Raw genomic sequence first — 21,378 nt, 5'->3', positions numbered from 1 at the left:
CCCCGACCGGCCTACCGCACATGGCAAGGGGCGTACGGCAGCCGCCGTACGCCCCTTCCTCCCACCCCGGTCACGGCGTGGGCAGCCATCCCACCTTCCCGGCCAGCAGCGCGTACCCGACGAAGGCCGTGATGTCGAGCAGCGCGTGCGCGGCCACCAGCGGCCCGACCCGCCCCCACCGCCGGTAGAGCAGCACGAAGACCGCGCCCATCACCATGTTGCCGACGAAGCCGCCGATGCCCTGGTAGAGGTGGTACGAACCGCGCAGCACCGAGCTCGCCACCAGCGCCGCCATCGGCGTCCAGCCCAACTGCCCCAGTCTGCGCAGCAGATACCCGACGACGATCACTTCCTCCAGTACGGAGTTCTGGATCGCTGAAAGGATCAGTACGGGGAACTTCCACCACACCTCGGGCAGCGCCTCGGGCACCACGGTGAGGTTGAACCCGGAGGCCCGTGCCACCAGATAGAACGCGAGCCCGGCACCGCCGATGCCCGCCGCGACGAGCGCGCCGCGCCCGAGGTCGGCCCATGGTCTGCTCCGGTCGAAACCGATCGACCGCAGCCCTACACCCTCCCGCAGCAGCAGATGCGCGACGAGCAGGACAGGCACCAGGCCCGTCGCGATATCGAAGAGCTGCCAGGCGAGATCGAGCCACGGCCGCCCAGGGGCGTACGACGCGTTCAGCGTCGCCGCCTGCTCCTTGAGGCCACCCGGCTTTGTCAGCGATCCGACAAAGCTGATCAGCGCCGATACTCCGCTCGCGCCCAGCGAGACCGCGAGTACGAGCAGAGTCTCGGATCGCAAGATCCTTCGCGACATGCCCTCTTGAGGAAGAGAATCAGCCACGCGTCCCGCCTCCGCCTGCACACCTGCCTCCAGTTGAGTAATCCCGCCTCGTCCCCATCCTCGCCCCGCTAGGGTCTCGAATACAGGTACGAAGATCGCGCGCGACAGGCCGGGGGACGAGCGTCATCGCGATGACGCGGTCCCCTTTTCCTTGCTCATCGTTCAAGGAGGGGCACCACCGCATGGGACGTCACAGCTTGCCCGACGACGAGGCGACGGATGAAGGCAGGTCCCGTCCGCGGGGGCGCCGTCGCACGATCGCCGTCGCCGCGATGCTTGTCATCGCCGTGGTGGCGGGGACTGGGATCGCGGCGCAGAGCGGCCTGCTGTCCTTCGCGGAGTCGTGCGAGGACTCCGCCATACCCCTGGACATCGTCGCCTCCCCCGACATCGCCCCGGCCGTGCGCGAGGTCGCCGACCGCGCCCGCGCGGAGAAGATCACCTCGGACGGCCAGTGCATGGACATACGCGTCGCCGCCCGCGAGAACTACGAGGTCGCGCAGGAGCTCGCCGACCCTGAGCGCCCGGTGCCGCTGATCGCCATCGCGGTCGGGCCGGACGCCGACCTTCAGGAGGTCGACCAGATCGCCAAGGCGACGGGCGGCGCGGGCTACCAGGTCAGCGACCCCGCCGAGATCCAGGCCGTGATCCTCAAAGCGATCATGGCGGTCGGCCAGGCGGGCCAGACCGCCGCTCAGTGAAGGCCTGCTCAGGAGTGCGCGCCGGGGAAACCGACCGGCCAGGTGTGTACCGGCTCGCCCTGGTGCATCAGCTCGCAGTAACGGCGGGTGGTGGCGGCGAGGGCTGCGTCCCGTTCGAGACCGGCCTCCAGCGCGCGGTGGTACGTGTCGGCCTGCCACGACGCCCCGTTCACCCGCCTCTTGCACCGTTCCTCGATCACGCCGAGATAGAAGTCCCGGTCGGCGGGCTCGACGTTCCACGCGTCGAGTCCCGCTGCGGCCAGCGGCAGCAGTTCGTCGCGTACGAGTTTGACGGCCGGCACCCGCGTGATGCCGCCCACCCGGCCGGGGCGCGGCCACTGGAGCTCTGCGTCGATGCCGTGTCGGCACGCGGTGTCGAAGTTGTCGGCCGCGGCGGCGAAGGGCAGCCTGCTCCACACGGGCCTGGCCTCTTCGGCGAGCGCGCGCACCAGCCCGTAGTAGAAGGCGGTGTTGGCGATCACGTCGGTGACGGTGGGCCCGGCGGGCAGTACGCGGTTCTCCACCCGCAGGTGGGGCACGCCGTCGACGACTCCGTACACCGGGCGGTTCCAGCGGTAGACCGTGCCGTTGTGCAGGACGAGTTCCTGCAGCCGCGGGACGCCGCCGTCGTCGAGCACCCTCAGCGGGTCCTCGTCGTCGCAGATCGGCAGCAGGGCGGGGAAGTAGCGCAGATTCTCCTCGAAGAGGTCGTACGCCGAGGTCACCCACCGCTCGCCGAACCAGGTACGCGGCCTGACCCCCTGGGCCTGGAGCTCGGGCGGTCTGGTGTCGGTGGCCTGCTGGAACAGCGGCGGCCGCGACTCGCGCCACAGCTCCCTGCCGAACAGGAAGGGCGAGTTGGCGCCCACGGCCACCTGCACGGCGGCCACCGCCTGCGCGGCGTTCCACACATCGGCGAAGCGCGCCGGCGTCACCTGGAGGTGCAGCTGCACCGAGGTGCAGGCGGCCTCGGGAGCTATCGACGCCGAGGTGCAGGTCAGCCGCTCCACGCCCTCGATGTCGAGCATGAAGTCCTCGCCGCGCGCCGCGACGATCTGGTCGTTGAGCAGCATGTATCTGTCGACGTCGGAGAGGTTCGCGGAAACCAGATCATGCTGGGCGAGTGTCGGCAGAATTCCGATCATCACGATCCCCGAGCCGACCTCGGCCGCTTTCCGGTGCGCATATCCGAGACCGGTGCGCAACTCCTCGGCCAGCTGGTCCAGAACTCTCCCGCTCAACCGGTGCGGAAGGATATTTACTTCCAGGTTGAACATTCCGAGCTCGGTCTGGAAATCACGGCTTGCGATGCGCTCGAGAACTTCCGCATTCATCATCCGTGGCAGCCCGTCGGCACCCGCGAGATTCAGCTCGATCTCGAGGCCCATGAGATTCCTGGGCCGGTCGAACCTCTTCTCCGCCAGCAGCCTCCCCAGTCCCGCGAGGCACTGCTGCAACTTTCGCCGGTACCTTTGCCGATCGGACAGGTCGATCCCGCCTGCCACGACCTTCTCCCCCATCGAAGCGTCCCTCCTCGAGTGGGCACCACGGAGCATCAGCCGCTCGCGTCACGGACGATAATGCCCAGACTCACTGATCTCTAACGCCCCGCGAACGGTCCGCAGCCGGTAGTGTCTACTGAGTGATCGAGCGGCACATTCCCTCGGCATGATGCACTACGCAGTTACCACCGCCTGATGCCTGGTGAAAAACACCGACTGGTTTCGGCCTACCGCTCGGCCGATAAAATCCCAGGCTGCGGACCTACCCTCACGAAAAATCGGCAGAAAAACCGCAACAGAAAGACCTGATACCGCCTTGCCGGAAATACGCACGAGCGCTAGCAGAAACACTGTGAGAACACGTTTCGTATAAACTCCGTGAACAAGGCAGAGAGTTGGCGCCCGGTGGCCTTTCCGGCCCCTCTGGCCCCGCACGCTGACAGCGCCGTCCGCACCTGCCCTTGCCCCTTGCACCAACCCTTGCACCAACGTGTCTCCGAAGTGAGAGGCGACCCATCATGCCGCTGCATGTCCCCCCGGCCCCCGCGCCTGCCCTGCGCAGCGTCCTCGCGGCACTCGGTTCCCCGACAGCCGTCCGCGAGGCCCGCACACCCGCTCTCAGGTCCGTCCAGGGACCTCTGAGCCCCGAACTGCCGCTGCCCGTCCACGTACTGGATCAGATCGTGCCGAGCGACAGTGCCCCCTACACCCGCCTCGCGGGCTGGCGTTTTCTGATCCGTAGCGGCGAACGAGCCGTGGCCGCGGCGGAGACGATGCTCACCCCCGACGGCTGGACCTTCTCCCACTTCTTCGAAGGGCCCTACCTAAGCTCCACCGAACGGGCGCTGCGCCAGGCCGAGTCAATGAAGACTCACTTCCAGCCACGCCTGCTCTCCATCCCCGAGCTCTACATGCTCACTCTCTGGCTGCACGGCGACACGGACGCCGACGCCTCGGTCGGCACACCCCTTCCGACGGACGTCCTGGTGCCGCTGCGCCCAGCGCCTCCCGGCATAGCGGCACACCGGGCGCACCGGGTCGCCGATCTGCTGCCGGTGATGACCCTGCGGCTCACACCGGCTCCGCTGCTCGGCTCCCCAGCCTGACCGTCCGCCACCGCTCGAGCCCCGCACGCGCGCTGCTCGAGCCCAGCTCGCGCCCCCCTTTGCGCCCCGTGACCACCCGGTCGCGGGGCGCACTCCTACCCCATCCGGACTAGCCCATACCGGCCACCCCGAACCACCCGAAAGGACAATGGAGTTGAGCTGAACCGTCCGCCCGAGTGACACGTCATTAACCAGTAAGAAGAGCTGCCGCGAAATCCCTGCGGATTGACGCCCGTAGGGCAACACTGGGATCGGACCTACAGATACGGGGGGCGGCCATGAACACCTCATCGAGCCGCAGGACAGTCACAGTCACTACAACGCAGCGAGAGAACCCACCCATGTGCCAGCACCAGCCAGCCTGCCCGACATCCGACTCAGCCGACCGGGAAGCCGCCCGTCTCATGGCGCACCACCCGGAGCAGGGCTGGAGCCTGCTGTGCAACGGCGTACTGCTCTTCGAGGACACCGGTGAACTGCTGCCGGACGGCCAGATCATCGCGCCGCACCGGCCGCGGGCGAGCGGGCAGGTGATGACGGCCGCCTAGCGCCGTCCGTACGACAAGGGGCCGGCCCGGAGACTGATCTCCGCACCGGCCCCGACGCATGAGCGCCGCCGCGCCCGTCAGTTGTCGTACTCGTCCAGCGGCGGGCAGGAGCAGACGAGGTTACGGTCGCCGAACGCACCGTCGATCCGGCGCACCGGCGGCCAGTACTTGTCCGAGGCGCTCACTCCGGCCGGGAAGACCGCGTCCTCGCGGCTGTACGGGTGGTCCCACTCCCCGCCCAGCGCCGCCGCGGTGTGCGGGGCGTTGCGCAGCGGGTTGTCCTCCGCGGGCCACTCGCCCGAAGCGACCTTCTCGATCTCCCCGCGGATCGCGATCATCGTGTCGCAGAAGCGGTCGATCTCGGTCAGGTCCTCGCTCTCGGTGGGCTCGATCATCAGCGTGCCGGCCACCGGGAAGGACATCGTCGGCGCGTGGAAGCCGTAGTCGATCAGGCGCTTGGCGATGTCGTCGACGCTGACACCGGTCGCCTTCGACAGCGGCCGCAGGTCCACGATGCACTCGTGCGCGACCAGACCGGCCGGCCCGGCGTAGAGCACCGGGTAGTGCGGCTCCAGGCGCTTGGCGATGTAGTTGGCCGCGAGCACGGCGACCTGGGTGGCGCGCTTGAGGCCCTCGCCGCCCATGAGCCGTACGTACGCCCAGGAGATCGGCAGGATGCCCGCCGAGCCCCACGGGGCGGCCGAGATCGGTCCCACGCCCGTCTCGGGACCGGCGGTCGGCTGAAGCGGGTGGTTCGGGAGGTACGGGGCGAGGTGCGCTCGTACGCCCACCGGGCCGACGCCCGGACCGCCGCCGCCGTGCGGGATGCAGAAGGTCTTGTGCAGATTGAGGTGCGAGACGTCGCCGCCGAACTTGCCCGGCTTGGCGAGGCCCACCAGCGCGTTGAGGTTGGCACCGTCGACGTACACCTGGCCGCCGGCCTCGTGCACCTGCGCGCAGATGTCGGCGACGTGCTCCTCGAACACGCCGTGCGTGGACGGGTAGGTGATCATCAGGACCGAGAGCTCGTCGCGGTACTGCTCGATCTTGGCGCGCAGGTCCTCGATGTCCACCTCGCCGTCGTCGGCGGTCTTCACCACGACGACCTTCATGCCCGCCATCACGGCGCTGGCGGCGTTGGTGCCGTGCGCGGAGGACGGGATGAGGCAGATGGTGCGCTGGTCGTCACCGTTGGCGCGGTGGTACGCGCGCACGGCGAGCAGACCCGCGAGCTCGCCCTGCGAACCGGCGTTGGGCTGGATGGAGACCGCGTCGTACCCGGTGACCTCGGCGAGGCGCTCCTCCAGCTCATGGATGAGCGTGAGGTATCCGGCGGCCTGCTCGACCGGCGCGAAGGGGTGGATCTGCCCGAACTCCGGCCAGGTGACCGGCTCCATCTCGGTGGTCGCGTTCAGCTTCATGGTGCAGGAGCCGAGCGGGATCATGCCGCGGTCCAGCGCGTAGTCGCGGTCGGCGAGCTTGCGCAGGTAGCGCAGCATCGCAGTCTCGGAACGGTGCTGGTGGAAGACGGGGTGGGTGAGGTAGTCGTCCGTGCGCAGCAGGGCGGCCGGCAGGGTGTCGTCGGTCGCCGCGTCGAGCACCTCGACGTCGGCCTCCACGCCGAAGGCGGCCCAGACGGCGGCCAGTTGGGTACGCGTCGTGGTCTCGTCACACGCGATGGAGAGGTGGTCGGCGTCGACGAGGTGAAGGTTGACCCCGCCCTCACGCGCGGCGGCCACGACGTCGGCGGCCTTGCCCGGCACCCGTGCGGTCAGCGTGTCGAAGTACGCCCCGTGGACGACCTCGACGCCACCGGCCCGCAGCCCCTCGGCGAGGATCGCGGCGTACCGGTGGGTGCGCTGCGCGATCCCCCTGAGCCCCTCCGGGCCGTGGTAGACGGCGTACATCCCAGCCATCACGGCGAGGAGTACCTGGGCGGTACAGATGTTGCTGGTGGCCTTCTCGCGGCGGATGTGCTGCTCACGTGTCTGCAGCGCGAGCCGGTAGGCCTTGTTGCCGTCCGCGTCCACCGAGACGCCGACGAGCCGGCCGGGCAGGCTGCGCGCGAACTTCTCGCGTACGGCCATGAAACCGGCGTGCGGGCCGCCGAAGCCCATCGGGACGCCGAAGCGCTGCGTCGTGCCCACCGCGATGTCGGCTCCCAGCTCGCCGGGCGAGGTGAGCAGGGTGAGCGCCAGCAGATCGGCGGCGACGGTGACGATCGCGCCGAGCTCGTGCGCCTGCTCGATGACGGGCTTGATGTCGCGTACGGCACCGGAGGCGCCCGGGTACTGCAGCAGCACGCCGAAAACGCCGCGCTCCGCGATCTCGGCCGGGATGCCGTCACTGAGGTCGGCGGTGACGACCTCGACGCCGGTGGGCTCGGCGCGGGTCTCGATCACCGCGAGGGTCTGCGGCAGGGTGTCGGCGTCGACCAGGAAGACGCCGTTCTTGACTTTGCCGACCCGGCGGGCCAGCGACATGGCCTCGGCGGCGGCCGTGGCCTCGTCGAGCAGCGAGGCGCCGGAGGTGGGCAGTCCGGTCAGGTCGGCGACCATCGTCTGGAAGTTGAGCAGCGCCTCGAGCCGGCCCTGGGAGATCTCCGGCTGGTACGGCGTGTACGCGGTGTACCAGGCCGGGTTCTCCATGACATTGCGCAGGATCACGGGCGGCGTGAAGGTGCCGTAGTAGCCAAGGCCGATCATGGGCGCAAGCACCTGATTGCGGTCGGCAAGCGTGCGCAGCTCGGCGAGCACATCCGCCTCGGTACGCGCGCCCGGGAGGTTCAGCGCCTCCGCGCTCTTGATCACATCAGGCACCGCGGCGGCGGTCAGCTCGTCGAGCGAGCCGTAGCCCACCTGTGCCAGCATCTTCGCCTGGGCCTCGGCGTCGGGCCCGATGTGGCGCTGCTCGAAGGGGGTGCCTCGCTCAAGCTGGGAGAGCGGAATGCGGTTGGCGGTCATTTAGGAGGCCTCCTGGTCTGACACGACCGGCGAGGGGCACCACGGCGCGGATGCCCGGACGGCCTCCCCCTCTGTCATCTCAACCTGAGAGTTTCACCGGGGCGCGCGCATGCCACGCTCCGGCTTTCACCGTCGGTGAGAGCGGATGCCGTCCGACGCCCGCCCTGCTTTCCAGAGTGACCTCGTCCGTGCGGTACAGGGGCCTGAGAGATTCCGGGGAGGATTTGCTCCTTCGGCGCCGCCGGTACTTTCACCGGTGGACTCTCCCGCACGGGGTCAGCAGCCGCTTGCCAGCCTACCAGCGCGCCCCCTCGTCGATCGCTCAAGTGGCCGACACCCCCGATGTGCACTTTTGTAGTATTTAAACAGCAGTTGCGACCTATTGGAGGGACCGTGCAGACCGATATCGATCCGCGCAGCCTGATCGGCCGCAAGGCGTTCGACCGCAACGGCCACAAGATCGGGACTGTGGACGAGGTGTACCTGGACGATGCCACGGGAGTGCCCGAGTGGGCGGCCGTGCGGACCGGCCTGTTCAGCCGGGACGCGTTCGTCCCGCTGGAGCCGAGCAAGCTGGTCGACGACACTCTGCATGTCCCGTACGAGCGCTCGCTGATCAAGGATGCCCCGGACTTCGGAGTCGGCCGCCATCTCTCCCCGGAGCAGGAGCTCCAGCTGTACCACCACTACGGCCTCGACCTCTCCGAGGCCCCCGAGACGCCCGCTCCCTCCTCTGGAGACCGGTCCTTCGGTCGCGTGGCCGGCCAGGAGGACTGACCCGCACTCTCCACCGCCGCGGGCAGCGCGACGAGCGGCAGCGGATCGGAGGGCTCCAGATCGGGGTCGTCGACCCGGAAGGTGCGTACGCGCCCCGGCGGCGACCCCGGTTCCTCGAACCGGACGGTGACGCGACCGAGCCCGCTGCCCTGCACCCATCCCGCCCCGTACTCGGCATGCCGCACGTCGTGCCCCGCGGCCCAGCGCCGCGCCGCGAGCGCCTCGTGCTCTGCCCCGCCTGCCCCGACTTCTGCACCCGCCCGGGCCCCGGCCGCGACCCCGGCTCCGGCGCCTGCCTGTGCTCCGGCTCGGGCTCCTGCCCCGGCTGCGGCTCGGGGCTCTGCCCCGGCCCCCGCCGCGGCGAGGGCCTCGTGCGTCTCCCGCTCGCCCTCGGCCGCCTCCTCGTGCGCTTCGCGCTCGGCCTGCTCATCAGCCGCGGCCTGGGCGAAGAGATCCTCCTGGGTGTAGTCCGCGAGCCCCGTCACGCCCACCCCCAGCAGGCGCACCCCGCCCGTGGTGTCCACCGCCTCCAGCAGCCGCCCGGCGGCCTCCCGCACCACCGCCGGATCGTCCGTCGGCCCGCGCAGCGTCTCCGAGCGGGTCAGCGTCGAGAAGTCGTACCGCCGCACCTTCAGCACGATGGTCCGCCCCGAGTGCCCGGACGCCCGAAGCCGCTGCACACACCGGTCGGCCAGCCGCTCCACCTCGATCCGCACCCGCACCCGGTCGTGCAGATCCACATCGAATGTGTCCTCCACCGACACCGACTTCGCGTCCCGCTCGGCCACCACCGGCCGGTCGTCGTACCCCATGGCCATCAGGAACAGCGAGGTCCCGTGCGCCTTGCCCAGCAGTCGTACGAGCTCGTCCTCGCCCGCCTCCGCCAGCTCGGCGACCGTCGTCATCCCGGCCCGCCGCAGATGCTCCCCGGTGGCCGGCCCCACCCCCGGCAGCGTCCGCACCGACATCGGCCCGAGCAGCTCACGCTCCGTACCGGGCTCTATGAGCAGCAGGCCGTCCGGTTTCGCCTGCTCGGAGGCGATCTTGGCGAGCATCTTGGACCCCGCGAGCCCGACGGACCCCGTCAGCCCGGTGACGGCGAGAATGTCTCCGCGCAGCCGCTCACCGGCCACGCGCGCGGAAGCCGAGTCATCGGCCGAGCCCCCCGCCTCCAAGTCGACGAAGGCCTCGTCCAGGCTCAGCGGCTCCACCAGCGGCGAGAGCCTGCCGAGCAGCTCCATCACCTGTTCGCTGACCGCGCGGTAGAGCGAGAAGCGCGGCACGAGATACGCGGCGTTCGGCGCCAGCCGCCTTGCCTGCGCCATCGGCATCGCCGAGTGCACGCCGAAGCGCCTCGCCTCGTACGAAGCGGTGGCAACGACCCCGCGCGGCCCGAGCCCGCCGACGACCACCGGCTTTCCACGCAGACTCGGCTTCGCCGCCTGTTCGGCGGCGGCGAAGAAGGCATCCATGTCCAGATGCAGAATCGTCGGCGCGGTTCTCACATGTTCGATGCTGCCCTACGCCACTGACAATGGCGCCGCCAGTCGGGGCGCCATCCGGCAGTGGCGACGGCAACGGCGACCGGCGCCGACGCTCAGACGGCCCGGTCGCGCCTGCGCCTGGCCAGCTCGTCCGCGGGGTTGTTCCCGACGAGGGTCTCGCCGGTGTCGATCCGCTCGCCGTGCAGCTGAGACAGCGCCGCCTCGACATCCCGCCACACCACGCCGACGGCGATCCCGAAGACCCCCTGGCCACCCTGGAGCAGGTCGACCACCTCGTCGGGCGACGAGCACTCGTAGACCGTGGCGCCGTCGCTCATGAGCGTCATGCGCTCGAGGTCCGTGAAGCCGCGCGCCCGCAGATGCTGCACCGCGGCCCGGATGTTCTGCAACGCCACACCGGTGTCGAGAAAACGCTTGACGATCTTGAGGACGACCACATCGCGGAAGCTGTAGAGCCGCTGGGTGCCCGATCCGTACGCCGGCCGCACACTGGGCTCGACCAGTCCGGTACGCGCCCAGTAGTCGAGCTGTCGATAGGTGATGCCCGCCGCCGCACACGCGGTGGGCCCCCGGTAGCCGATCGTCTCCCTCAAGGGGCCGGCCGCACTCTCGTGAAGCGGATACGGCCCGCCCTCCCCCAGACTCCGTCCGGGGGCGCCCCCTGCCGTACCGTCGCCGCTGCTTCTCACGCCGACCTCCGTCCTTGACCTGCCATCTCGACGGTAGGCAGTCACCAGGGGTGCGTCAACGATCGCCACACTCGGCACGCCGAGTGATAATCACCCTGAGAGTGGTTTCTCGTGCCCCTATTCGGGGAAAGGCTACTCGAATGTGCCGACGCCGCCCCTCGCGGCGGTCACTGACTGTTGGTGCCGAAGTCCTCGGGCGAGATCTGATCGAGGAACTCGCGGAACTTCTCCACCTCGTCCTCCTGCTCGTCCGGGATGGCGATTCCCGCATCGTCGAGCACCCCGTCACTGCCGTAGATCGGCGTACCGGTGCGCAGGGCCAGAGCTATGGCGTCGGAGGGTCTGGCGCTCACCTCGACTCCGCTGGCAAAGACCAACTCCGCGTAGAAAACCCCTTCGCGCAGGTCAGTGATGCGGACCTCGGTGAGCTCCTGGCCCACCGCCTCCAGCACGTCTTTGAAGAGGTCATGCGTCAGCGGCCTGGCCGGTGCCATGCCCTGCTGGGCAAAGGCAATGGCGGTGGCCTCCCCGGGACCGATCCAAATGGGGAGGTACCGGTCGCCTCCCACTTCACGTAGGAGCACGATCGGTTGGTTCGAGGGCATTTCGACCCGGACACCCACAACGTCGAGCTCGTTCACACAGCAACCCTAGGACTTGCCCGACCGGTTTGGGTAGTCGGGCTCCCCCATGATCAGTGCAGCCGTACTCCGAGCGCCGTCTGCACCAGGGCCGCGTGAAGCCGCACAGACAGGGCCGCCAGCTCTTTCGTGGTCGCCTCGGCATGCGCTCTGGTCTGCGGATTACGGTGCCGCCGCAAGGGTGCGACCACCTGCTCGACCAGCCCCGCCTCACGATCTGCGGCAGCCTTCATCGCCCGCAGATGCCGGGGTTCGAGACCGAATCTCCCCAGATCCGCGACCAGCCGTGCAACGGTCACCGATTCGGCGTCGTAACCGCCGTCCTCGTCCCGCGCGAGCAGGCCGTACGACTCCCACTCGTCCAGCTCCGCCTCACTCACCTCGGCGGCGGCGAGGAGCTCCGAACGGCCCACCCTGGCTGCGGTCACACGCTCCGAGTCGGATTCCCAGGCGCCGTCGAGAAGCTCCCGCTGCGGCCCCTGCGCAGGCAGCTGCACCTGCTCGCCGCGGCCGATGGCGTCGAGATGCTCGCGGATGACCTTCAGCGGAAGATAGTGGTCCCGCTGCATCCGCAGCACCTGGGCCAGCCGCTCCACGTCCTCGGGGCTGAATTTGCGGTACCCGGACGGGGTGCGCCGCGGCTCGACCAGCCCCTCGGCCTCCAGGAAACGGATCTTGGAGATGGTCACTTCGGGAAACTCGTCGCGCAGCTGGCTGAGCACCGTGCCGATGCTCATCAGCCTCTCGCCCGCTGTGGCGGTGCCGTGACCGGCACCGCCAGTCGGTGTTCGCAGCATGTACCTTCCCTGGGGGTCCCCCCGGACGGAGTCTGGGGGAGGGTCACACGCCCCGCTGGCTCGCATAGAAGACCAGCCGGTACTTGCCGATCTGGACCTCGTCACCGTTCGACAGGAGGACCGAGTCGATCCGCTCGCGGTTGACGTAGGTGCCATTGAGACTGCCGACGTCCGCGACGCTGAAGCTGCCGTCCGGGCCCCTGCGGAACTCCACATGACGCCGCGAGACGGTGACGTCGTCGAGGAAGATGTCGCTCTGCGGGTGACGGCCGGCCGTGGTCAGCTCGCCGTCCAGCAAGAAGCGGCTGCCGGAATTGGGCCCGCGGCGCACCACCAGGAGCGCCGAGCCGAGCGGCAGCGCGTCGACGGCCGCCTGGGCCTCGGGAGAGAGCGACGGAACCTGCGTCTGGCCCGTCACTTCCGAGTCGTACGCCTCGAGGCCGGAGATGGAGATCGTCGAGGTCGTCTCCGAAGGACGCTCCGCCGGCGCCCCGGCGCGCAGCGGCGCGCCGCAGTTGGAGCAGAACCGGCTGGCCTCGGCATTGCGGTGCCCGCACCTCGTACAAACCAAGGCCGACATGGACGGATCCTCCTGCCGCGGCTGCCCCGCGTGGGGATTGGTCGCATACGGGTCGGAGGAAAACCCTCCACCCGTACTTGAGGTTGATGGTTCCCCGAAACCTATGCGGCCGGGACCTGCAGGGTCAACAGACGACGCGCCCTGACCGCCCGAAATGTCACCGCCCGGACCACCGACCTCGTCCCGGAAGAGCGGCCGCTCAGCGCCCTGCTCCTCACTCTGGCCATGGCGCGGTGCGCGATGCCTGGCGTTGCCGCCGTCCTCGCGTGCGCTCTTGCCGAACAACTTCCCAAACAACTTCACGGGCGATTCCCCTTGACCGAAATAGACCCGCCCGTGGGGCAGGACGAACCCTCAATGATCACACCTGCCGACCCGGACATCCTCACAACGTCCGTAACCACCAGACAGTTTCCACCACGCGGCACGCTTGTGATGTGCCGACCCCCCGCAACGTCATGCCCTGGTCCGCCCGACCTCATGCATCCCCGCCTCACGGCGCCGACGACCGAGCGTAGTCAGGCCGCTTCGCAGGTCGCAAGGCATCCACGACGATCTTCTGCGAGCGCTCCACCGTGGCTGTGGCCTGCTCCTTCTCCAGCGTCTGCACCACACCGCCAGGGATGTTGAGGGCGGGCTCCAGATCCTGCGGCTTGCCGATGACCTTGAAGCGGTACGGCGCGGTGATCTTCTTGCCGTCCACCTCGATCTCACCACCCGTACCTGTGAAATGCGTGTCAGCGACGACCCGGATGTCGTTGACCTGGATCGCTTCCGCACCGGCGGCGCGCAGTTCCTGGATCGCGTCGAGCAGCATGTCCGACTCGACCGTGCCGGACGGGTCCTCGATGGTCAGCGTGATGCCGGGGCCCTGTGCCGCGACCGTGCCGGCCAGGATGCCGAGTTGCTGCTCCTTCTGCCGCGTCTGCTTACGCGCCTCTTCCGCCTGGTCCGAGCTGTTCTCCAGTTCGGCGCGCTGGTCCTCGAGACGCTGCCTCTCGTCCTCGAGGCGCTGGGTGCGATTGTCGAGTTCGTCGAGGATGCGCACCAGGTCCTCCTGGCGGGCGCCCCGCAGCGCGCTGTTGTCGCTGGTCGAGCGGACCTGGATCGCGAGCCCCAGACCGAGGACGAACAGCAGCACGGCGACGATGAGTTGAGCGCGGCTGACCCGCGGCGGCCACAGCACCGCGACGAGCCGCTGGCGGCCGGTCTGCTGCTCGGCCTGGGGCTGGTCCGGCTCGGCCTGCCCCGGCTCGGCCTGCTCGGGCTTGGGCTGCTCGGGCTTGGGCTTGCGCTCGGGCTGGTCCGCCGACGGCGCAACCGCCTCCGGCTCCTCGCCCTTCGGGTTCTCTTCGCTGTTCATCGGCCTCACGCCCGGAACACGTGCCGGCGGATCGCGGCAGCGTTGGAGAAGATCCGGATGCCGAGAACGACCACGACACCCGTGGACAGCTGGGCGCCGACGCCCAACTTGTCGCCCAGGAACACGATCAGCGCTGCCACCACCACGTTCGACAGGAAGGAGACGACGAAGACCTTGTCCACGAAGATCCCGTCGAGCATGGCCCGCAGGCCGCCGAAGACCGCGTCGAGAGCCGCGACGACAGCGATCGGCAGATAGGGCTCGACCACCGCCGGTACCTCGGGTCGGACCAAAAGTCCGGCCACGACTCCCACGATGAGGCCCAGTACGGCGATCACGATGTGCCCTTCCCTGTGTCAGCCGTGCCCTGCCCGTTGCCCTTCCCGGCGTCGGCGGTTTTCGGCTCTGCTGTACGTACGATCAAGCTCGGCGCCGCCGGCAGACGCACCTTCTCCTCGCTGGAGATGCTGGCGCGGATACCGAAGTTCTCCTGCAACGCGTGCAGATACTGTCCGTCGGCACTGTCCTGGAAGGCAGTGCTCAACTTCTTGCCGTCCCCCACCGCGAGCACCGTGTACGGCGGCACCAGCGGCCTGTTGTCGACCAGTATGGCGTCGCCCGCCGCCCGGATCGCGGACAGGGCGGTCAGCCGCTGCCCGTTGATCGCCACGGCTTCCGCACCCGACTCCCAGAGCCCGTTGACGATCCGCTGCATATCGCGGTCGCGGACCCGGCCCGTGTCGCTGAAGCCGCTGCTCTCCCGCGGCCCGTCGCCGCCCTGGTCGGTGTCCTTCGCATCGTCGACGACGAGCTTCACACCCGGCCCCTCGACCTCGGTAGCGCCTGCGAGCAGTGCGACGAGCTCCCCCTGGCCCCCGCCCTGTGTCTTGAGGGCCTTTCGCTGCCGGTCCCCCACCTCGTCCCGGAGTTTGTCGACGCTCCGCTCCAGCGCGTCGGCGTCGGACGTCTCGGCGCCGATCCGGTCGATGAGCTCCTCGCGCTCTTTCGCCACGACCGGTGCCGATATCCGCGCCTGCGCGGCCCCGACGGTGACGACCAGAGCCGCCAGCACAAGTCCGGCGGCGAGTCCGAGCTTCGCACGCAACGTACGGGGCAGTCCCCCGCCCTCGGCCTCCCTGCGGGCCGTCGCCTCCGCGTATCCGTCGTCGAGGCTGTGCTCCATAACGTTCGTCAGCAGCGACATGGACGCATCGGGACGTACGGGTGGAGCGCCGGTGCTCCGAACGGGGGGCTGCTGCGACATGCCGCACATCGTCGCACGTCGCAGGCGCTACCGCCGAATGGCCCCACCGGTGTGCCGGAAGCCGTCGAAAGACAACTTCCGGCACACCCGTCACACCTCAGTTACCCGCGCTGTCCACGACGGCCGACCACTCGTCGAGCAGCGCCTGCGCCGAAGCGTCATCGGGCCCCTCTGCCCACAGATGAGTGACGGCCTCCGCGGGGTCGGGAAGGACCATGACCCAGCGGCCGTCGGGCTCGACGACCCGCACCCCGTCGGTCGTATCGACGTCTCGGTCGCCGGCCGCTTCGACGACGCGTCGCATCACCAGTCCCTTGACCGCCCACGGCGTAGCCAGATCACGCCGCAGCACATGCGCCCGCGGAATCCGGGCATCGATCTGGCTCAGCGTGAGCTGCGTACGAGCCACCAGGCCGACCAGCCGCACGAAGGCCGCGAAGCCGTCGAAGACACTGCTGAACTCCGGAACGATGAAGCCACCACGGCCGTCTCCGCCGAAGATGGTGGTCTCCTCCCGGCCCACACGCGTCAGATCGTCGGGCGATGTGGTCGTCCACTCCACCTGTGTGCCGTGGTACGCCGCCACCTGCTCGGCGATCCTGGTGGTCGTCACCGGCAGCGCCACCCGCCCGCTGCGCCGTTCGGCCGCGACCAGGTCGAGCAGCACCAGCAGCGCGCGATCGTCCTCGACGATCCGCCCGCGTTCGTCAACGAAGGACAGCCGCTCGCCGACGGGGTCGAAGCGCACACCGAAGGCCGCCCGTGAGGAGGCCACGATCTCGCCCAGCCGCACCAGCCCGGACCGGCGGGTGTCCGCCGATTCGGTGGGACGGGACTCGTCGAGCCCCGGGTTGATCGTCAGGGCGTCCACACCGAGCCGTCCGAGCAGGTTGGGCAGCACAAGCCCGGCGCTGCCGTGCGACGCGTCGATGACGACCTTGAGCCCCGATTCCGCGATGCCCGAGGTGTCGACATTGCGCAGCAGTGCGCCGGTGTACGAGTCGAAGACGCTGGACGGGAAGTGCAGGTCCCCGATCTCGCCCGGGAACGCACGCCGGTACTCCTGGCGCGCATACACCCGGTCCAGCTTCCGCTGCCCGGCCTGCGAGAGGTCCGCCCCGCGCTCGTCGAAGAACATGATGTCCACGGAGTCGGCCACACCCGGCGACGTACGGATCATGATGCCGCCGGCGCTGCCGCGCGCGGTCTGCTGTCGCGCGACCGGCAGCGGTACGTTCTCCAGATCCCGTACGTCGATCGCACTGGTCTGCAGCGCCGAGATCACGGCCCGCTTCAGCGCACGGGCACCCCTGGAGTGGTCACGCGCCGTGGTGACCGTCGCCCCCTTCTTGAGGGTGGTGGCGTACGCACCTGCCAGCCGCACCGCCAGCTCGGGCGTGATTTCCACATTGAGGATTCCGGTGACTCCGCGAGCTCCGAAGAGATGCGCCTGGCCCCGCGACTCCCAGATGACCGAGGTGTTGACGAACGCGCCCGCCTCGATCGTCTTGAACGGGTAGACCCGCACATTGCCCTGGATGATCGATTCTTCGCCCACGAGGCACTCATCGCCGATCACGGCGCCGTCCTCGATGCGAGCAGCTCGCATGATGTCGGTGTTCTTGCCGATCACGCAGCCGCGGAGGTTGGCGTGCTCCCCGATGTACACGTTGTCGTGGATCACGGCCCTATGGAGAAAGGCACCGCTCTTGACGACCACGTTGGACCCGACGACCGTGTGCTCGCGGATCTCCGCATCGGCTTCGACCTTGGCGTAGTCACCGATGTACAGCGGACCACGCAGCACGGCGGCCGTGTGCACCTCGGCGCCTTCCGCGACCCAGACACCTGGGGAGATCTCGAACCCGTCAATCTCCACATCGACCTTGCCCTCGAGGACATCGGCCTGTGCCTTTACGTAGCTCTCGTGCGTGCCCACGTCCTCCCAGTAGCCCTCGGCGACATAGCCGTAGATCGGCTTGCCTTCCTTCATGAGCTGCGGGAACACGTCCCCGGACCAGTCGACCGAAACGTCTGCCTCGACGTAGTCGAATACTTCGGGCTCCATGACGTAGATGCCCGTGTTCACGGTGTCCGAGAAGACCTGGCCCCAGGTCGGCTTCTCCAGGAAACGTTCGACCTTTCCCTCTTCGTCCACGATGGTGATACCGAATTCAAGCGGATTCGGCACACGCGTCAGACACACTGTGACCAGTGCGCCCTTCTCCTTGTGGAAGGAGATCAGATCAGTGAGATCGAAGTCTGTGAGCGCATCACCTGAGATGACAAGGAACGTATCGTCCTTGAGTGCTTCCTCGGCGTTCTTCACGCTCCCCGCAGTGCCGAGAGGCTTCTCCTCATTGGCATAGGTGAGCTCAATCCCGAGCTCTTCGCCGTCCCCGAAGTAGTTCTTGACGAGTGAGGCGAGAAACTGCACGGTTACGACGGTCTCATTGAGCCCATGCCGCTTGAGCAACCGCAGCACATGCTCCATGATCGGCCGGTTGACCACCGGCAGGAGTGGCTTGGGCATGCTCGAGGTCATGGGGCGAAGTCGGGTTCCTTCGCCACCGGCCATCACGACGGCCTTCATGTCGGAAGCGTCCTCCTTGAAGAGACGACGGTCTAGCCGACTTCACCCGCCCAAAGAGGCGCTCTGGCGTCATACGCGGCCGGCAACACTGCCGGCAACGCATCGACGAGGTCAATCGGCCACTGCATCCGCCTTGACGAGGCGGCGGACCTGGACCACATACAGGATCCCTGCCCACCAATACAGAGTTGTACCCCATCCCGCGAACGCCCATCCGAAAATAGCAGCCAGTGACGCAAGCCACCCGTTTCCGTCACTGAGGAGCAGTAGGGGGAAGGCATACATGAGGTTGAACGTGGCCGCCTTGCCCAGGAAGTTCACCTGGGGCGGCGGATAGCCGTGCCGGCGGAGGATTCCCACCATCACCAGCAGCATCAGTTCCCGCGCCAATAGGGCCGCGGTGAGCCAGATGGGCAGAATCTCGCGCCAGGTCAGCCCCACCAGGGTGGACAGGATGTACAGACGGTCAGCGGCCGGGTCGAGAAGCCGCCCAAGGCGGCTGATCTGGTTCCATCGCCGGGCAAGCTTGCCGTCGAGATAGTCACTGACGCCGCTCAGCATCAGCACGAGCAATGCCCAGCCATCGCTCTTGGGGCCCCCGAACTCGGGGCGAAGAATCAGCCACAGGAAGAGCGGCACACCCGCGAGGCGAGCCATGCTGAGGATGTTGGGGATGGTGAGTACCCGGTCCGTCTGAACGCGGGTCTCCTGGACCTCCACCCGGGGGCCTCCTGTGTGGAACGTGCCAACGATGCCCCCTGACCTTACCCGCAGCCACTGTCGGCGCCTGCACAGGGGTAGTACCGCCCCCTTGAACGCAGAAAAGCCCCGCACCAAAATGGTGCGGGGCTTTCCCACAAAGATTGTTCGGCGGCGTCCTACTCTCCCACAGGGTCCCCCCTGCAGTACCATCGGCGCTGAAAGGCTTAGCTTCCGGGTTCGGAATGTAACCGGGCGTTTCCCTAACGCAATGACCACCGAAACTCTATGAAGATATCGATCCGGAACCCCGGCCATGGGGGCTCGACAGTTCGTTACTTCAGAACTGACACAGTGGACGCGAGCAACTGAGGACAAGCCCTCGGCCTATTAGTACCAGTCAGCTTCACCGGTTGCCCGGCTTCCACATCTGGCCTATCAACCCAGTCGTCTACTGGGAGCCTTACCCTCTCAAGGAGGTGGGAGTCCTCATCTCGAAGCAGGCTTCCCGCTTAGATGCTTTCAGCGGTTATCCTTTCCGAACGTAGCCAACCAGCCATGCCCTTGGCAGGACAACTGGCACACCAGAGGTTCGTCCGTCCCGGTCCTCTCGTACTAGGGACAGCCCTTCTCAAGACTCCTGCGCGCGCAGCGGATAGGGACCGAACTGTCTCACGACGTTCTAAACCCAGCTCGCGTACCGCTTTAATGGGCGAACAGCCCAACCCTTGGGACCGACTCCAGCCCCAGGATGCGACGAGCCGACATCGAGGTGCCAAACCATCCCGTCGATATGGACTCTTGGGGAAGATCAGCCTGTTATCCCCGGGGTACCTTTTATCCGTTGAGCGACGGCGCTTCCACAAGCCACCGCCGGATCACTAGTCCCGACTTTCGTCCCTGCTCGACCCGTCGGTCTCACAGTCAAGCTCCCTTGTGCACTTACACTCAACACCTGATTGCCAACCAGGCTGAGGGAACCTTTGGGCGCCTCCGTTACCCTTTGGGAGGCAACCGCCCCAGTTAAACTACCCATCAGACACTGTCCCTGATCCGGATCACGGACCCAGGTTAGACATCCAGCACGACCAGAGTGGTATTTCAACGACGACTCCCCCTGAACTGGCGTCCAGAGTTCACAGTCTCCCACCTATCCTACACAAGCCGAACCGAACACCAATATCAAACTGTAGTAAAGGTCCCGGGGTCTTTCCGTCCTGCTGCGCGAAACGAGCATCTTTACTCGTAGTGCAATTTCACCGGGCCTATGGTTGAGACAGTCGAGAAGTCGTTACGCCATTCGTGCAGGTCGGAACTTACCCGACAAGGAATTTCGCTACCTTAGGATGGTTATAGTTACCACCGCCGTTTACTGGCGCTTAAGTTCTCAGCTTCGCCACACCGAAATGTGACTAACCGGTCCCCTTAACGTTCCAGCACCGGGCAGGCGTCAGTCCGTATACATCGCCTTACGGCTTCGCACGGACCTGTGTTTTTAGTAAACAGTCGCTTCTCGCTGGTCTCTGCGGCCACCCCCAGCTCAGAGTGCAAGACTCATCACCGGTGATGGCCCCCCTTCTCCCGAAGTTACGGGGGCATTTTGCCGAGTTCCTTAACCATAGTTCACCCGAACGCCTCGGTATTCTCTACCTGACCACCTGAGTCGGTTTAGGGTACGGGCCGCCATGAAACTCGCTAGAGGCTTTTCTCGACAGCATAGGATCATCCACTTCACCACAATCGGCTCGGCATCAGGTCTCAGCCTTGATGTGTGACGGATTTGCCTATCACACGGCCTACACCCTTACCCCGGGACAACCACCGCCCGGGCTGGACTACCTTCCTGCGTCACCCCATCGCTTACCTACTACCACCTTGGGCCGGCGGCTCCACCACTCCCCTTCACCCGAAGGATCCAGGGCGGCTTCACGGCCTTAGCATTAATGGGCTCGATACTGGGCGTTTCAAAGCGGGTACCGGAATATCAACCGGTTGTCCATCGACTACGCCTGTCGGCCTCGCCTTAGGTCCCGACTTACCCTGGGCAGATCAGCTTGACCCAGGAACCCTTAGTCAATCGGCGCACACGTTTCTCACGTGTGTATCGCTACTCATGCCTGCATTCTCACTCGTGTACCGTCCACCACTCGCTTACGCGGCGGCTTCACCCGGCACACGACGCTCCCCTACCCATCCCAGCGGGCGTTGGCCCTCATGCTGGAATGACACGACTTCGGCGGTACGCTTGAGCCCCGCTACATTGTCGGCGCGGAATCACTTGACCAGTGAGCTATTACGCACTCTTTCAAGGGTGGCTGCTTCTAAGCCAACCTCCTGGTTGTCTCTGCGACTCCACATCCTTTCCCACTTAGCGTACGCTTAGGGGCCTTAGTCGATGCTCTGGGCTGTTTCCCTCTCGACCATGGAGCTTATCCCCCACAGTCTCACTGCCGCGCTCTCACTTACCGGCATTCGGAGTTTGGCTAAGGTCAGTAACCCGGTAGGGCCCATCGCCTATCCAGTGCTCTACCTCCGGCAAGAAACACACGACGCTGCACCTAAATGCATTTCGGGGAGAACCAGCTATCACGGAGTTTGATTGGCCTTTCACCCCTAACCACAGGTCATCCCCCAGGTTTTCAACCCTGGTGGGTTCGGTCCTCCACGAAGTCTTACCTCCGCTTCAACCTGCCCATGGCTAGATCACTCCGCTTCGGGTCTTGAGCGCGCTACTGAACCGCCCTGTTCGGACTCGCTTTCGCTACGGCTTCCCCACACGGGTTAACCTCGCAACACACCG

At 67.1% G+C, this 21,378-nt stretch carries 17 protein-coding genes, 2 rRNA genes and 1 riboswitch (1 of these 20 running past the window's edge); of the genes, 4 read left to right on the top strand and 15 right to left on the bottom strand.

The window, feature by feature from the left end; all coding sequences use genetic code 11:
• Window positions 1-70: 70 nt before the first annotated feature.
• Window positions 71-823 (bottom strand): CPBP family intramembrane glutamic endopeptidase, encoded by a 753-nt coding sequence (locus QFZ67_RS33380; protein ID WP_373430158.1) that lies wholly within the window; start codon window positions 821-823, stop codon window positions 71-73.
• A gap of 209 nt (window positions 824-1,032) precedes the next feature.
• On the opposite strand from QFZ67_RS33380, the gene QFZ67_RS33375 reads away from it, so the two are divergent.
• Entirely contained in the window at window positions 1,033-1,551 is a 519-nt protein-coding gene (locus QFZ67_RS33375) for a hypothetical protein (RefSeq protein ID WP_307664754.1), read from the top strand.
• An 8-nt stretch (window positions 1,552-1,559) separates the two neighbouring features.
• Here the strand turns inward: QFZ67_RS33375 and QFZ67_RS33370 are convergent, their stop codons facing one another.
• Entirely contained in the window at window positions 1,560-3,071 is a 1,512-nt protein-coding gene (locus QFZ67_RS33370; protein ID WP_307664753.1) for a glutamate-cysteine ligase family protein, read from the bottom strand.
• Window positions 3,072-3,571: 500 nt separating this feature from the next.
• Between QFZ67_RS33370 and QFZ67_RS33365 the strand changes: the two genes are divergently transcribed.
• Entirely contained in the window at window positions 3,572-4,159 is a 588-nt protein-coding gene (locus QFZ67_RS33365; protein ID WP_307664752.1) for a hypothetical protein, read from the top strand.
• Window positions 4,160-4,500: 341 nt separating this feature from the next.
• A complete protein-coding gene (locus QFZ67_RS33360; RefSeq protein WP_307664751.1) occupies window positions 4,501-4,707 on the top strand; it encodes a DUF5999 family protein in 207 nt (68 codons plus the stop codon).
• 77 nt (window positions 4,708-4,784) lie between these two features.
• Here the strand turns inward: QFZ67_RS33360 and gcvP are convergent, their stop codons facing one another.
• Window positions 4,785-7,670 carry an aminomethyl-transferring glycine dehydrogenase gene (gene gcvP, locus QFZ67_RS33355; protein ID WP_307664750.1) on the bottom strand — a complete coding sequence of 962 codons (2,886 nt, stop codon included), beginning with the start codon at window positions 7,668-7,670 and terminating at the stop codon, window positions 4,785-4,787.
• 181 nt (window positions 7,671-7,851) lie between these two features.
• Window positions 7,852-7,949: riboswitch (glycine riboswitch) on the bottom strand.
• A gap of 102 nt (window positions 7,950-8,051) precedes the next feature.
• On the opposite strand from gcvP, the gene QFZ67_RS33350 reads away from it, so the two are divergent.
• Window positions 8,052-8,447: a PRC-barrel domain-containing protein gene (locus QFZ67_RS33350; protein WP_307666065.1), complete on the top strand. Its 396-nt coding sequence runs from the start codon at window positions 8,052-8,054 to the stop codon at window positions 8,445-8,447.
• Here the strand turns inward: QFZ67_RS33350 and QFZ67_RS33345 are convergent.
• From QFZ67_RS33345 to QFZ67_RS33290, 12 genes are all read right to left on the bottom strand, one after another.
• Entirely contained in the window at window positions 8,357-9,952 is a 1,596-nt protein-coding gene (locus QFZ67_RS33345; protein WP_307664749.1) for a DNA polymerase IV, read from the bottom strand. The two genes, QFZ67_RS33350 and QFZ67_RS33345, sit on opposite strands and share 91 nt — an antisense overlap.
• Before the next feature lie 92 nt (window positions 9,953-10,044).
• Window positions 10,045-10,593 (bottom strand): MerR family transcriptional regulator, encoded by a 549-nt coding sequence (locus QFZ67_RS33340; protein WP_373430253.1) that lies wholly within the window; start codon window positions 10,591-10,593, stop codon window positions 10,045-10,047.
• 215 nt (window positions 10,594-10,808) lie between these two features.
• Window positions 10,809-11,282, bottom strand: a complete 474-nt coding sequence (locus QFZ67_RS33335; RefSeq protein WP_006123076.1) for a bifunctional nuclease family protein — start codon at window positions 11,280-11,282, stop codon at window positions 10,809-10,811.
• A 53-nt stretch (window positions 11,283-11,335) separates the two neighbouring features.
• Entirely contained in the window at window positions 11,336-12,079 is a 744-nt protein-coding gene (locus QFZ67_RS33330; protein ID WP_307664747.1) for a MerR family transcriptional regulator, read from the bottom strand.
• Window positions 12,080-12,122: 43 nt separating this feature from the next.
• Window positions 12,123-13,004 carry an FHA domain-containing protein gene (locus QFZ67_RS33325; protein WP_307666064.1) on the bottom strand — a complete coding sequence of 294 codons (882 nt, stop codon included), beginning with the start codon at window positions 13,002-13,004 and terminating at the stop codon, window positions 12,123-12,125.
• Between the two features lie 148 nt (window positions 13,005-13,152).
• Entirely contained in the window at window positions 13,153-14,022 is an 870-nt protein-coding gene (locus QFZ67_RS33320; protein ID WP_307664746.1) for a DUF881 domain-containing protein, read from the bottom strand.
• Window positions 14,023-14,027: 5 nt separating this feature from the next.
• Entirely contained in the window at window positions 14,028-14,360 is a 333-nt protein-coding gene (locus QFZ67_RS33315) for a small basic family protein (RefSeq protein ID WP_307664745.1), read from the bottom strand.
• Window positions 14,357-15,286, bottom strand: a complete 930-nt coding sequence (locus QFZ67_RS33310) for a DUF881 domain-containing protein (protein ID WP_307664744.1) — start codon at window positions 15,284-15,286, stop codon at window positions 14,357-14,359. The genes QFZ67_RS33315 and QFZ67_RS33310 overlap by 4 nt, the downstream gene beginning before the upstream one ends.
• A gap of 97 nt (window positions 15,287-15,383) precedes the next feature.
• Window positions 15,384-17,879 (bottom strand): mannose-1-phosphate guanyltransferase, encoded by a 2,496-nt coding sequence (locus QFZ67_RS33305; protein WP_307664743.1) that lies wholly within the window; start codon window positions 17,877-17,879, stop codon window positions 15,384-15,386.
• 111 nt (window positions 17,880-17,990) lie between these two features.
• Complete coding sequence (locus tag QFZ67_RS33300) at window positions 17,991-18,599, bottom strand: CDP-alcohol phosphatidyltransferase family protein (protein WP_307664742.1); 609 nt, start codon at window positions 18,597-18,599, stop codon at window positions 17,991-17,993.
• 145 nt (window positions 18,600-18,744) lie between these two features.
• A 5S ribosomal RNA gene (gene rrf / locus QFZ67_RS33295) occupies window positions 18,745-18,861 on the bottom strand.
• An 87-nt stretch (window positions 18,862-18,948) separates the two neighbouring features.
• Window positions 18,949-21,378 (bottom strand): 23S ribosomal RNA (locus QFZ67_RS33290); it runs 693 nt beyond the window's last position.

It is taken from the genome of Streptomyces sp. V1I1 (assembly GCF_030817355.1).
GTDB lineage: Bacteria > Actinomycetota > Actinomycetes > Streptomycetales > Streptomycetaceae > Streptomyces.
Note: the sequence above shows the minus strand (reverse complement) of the source record. Positions and strands in the feature narration are given on the sequence as shown.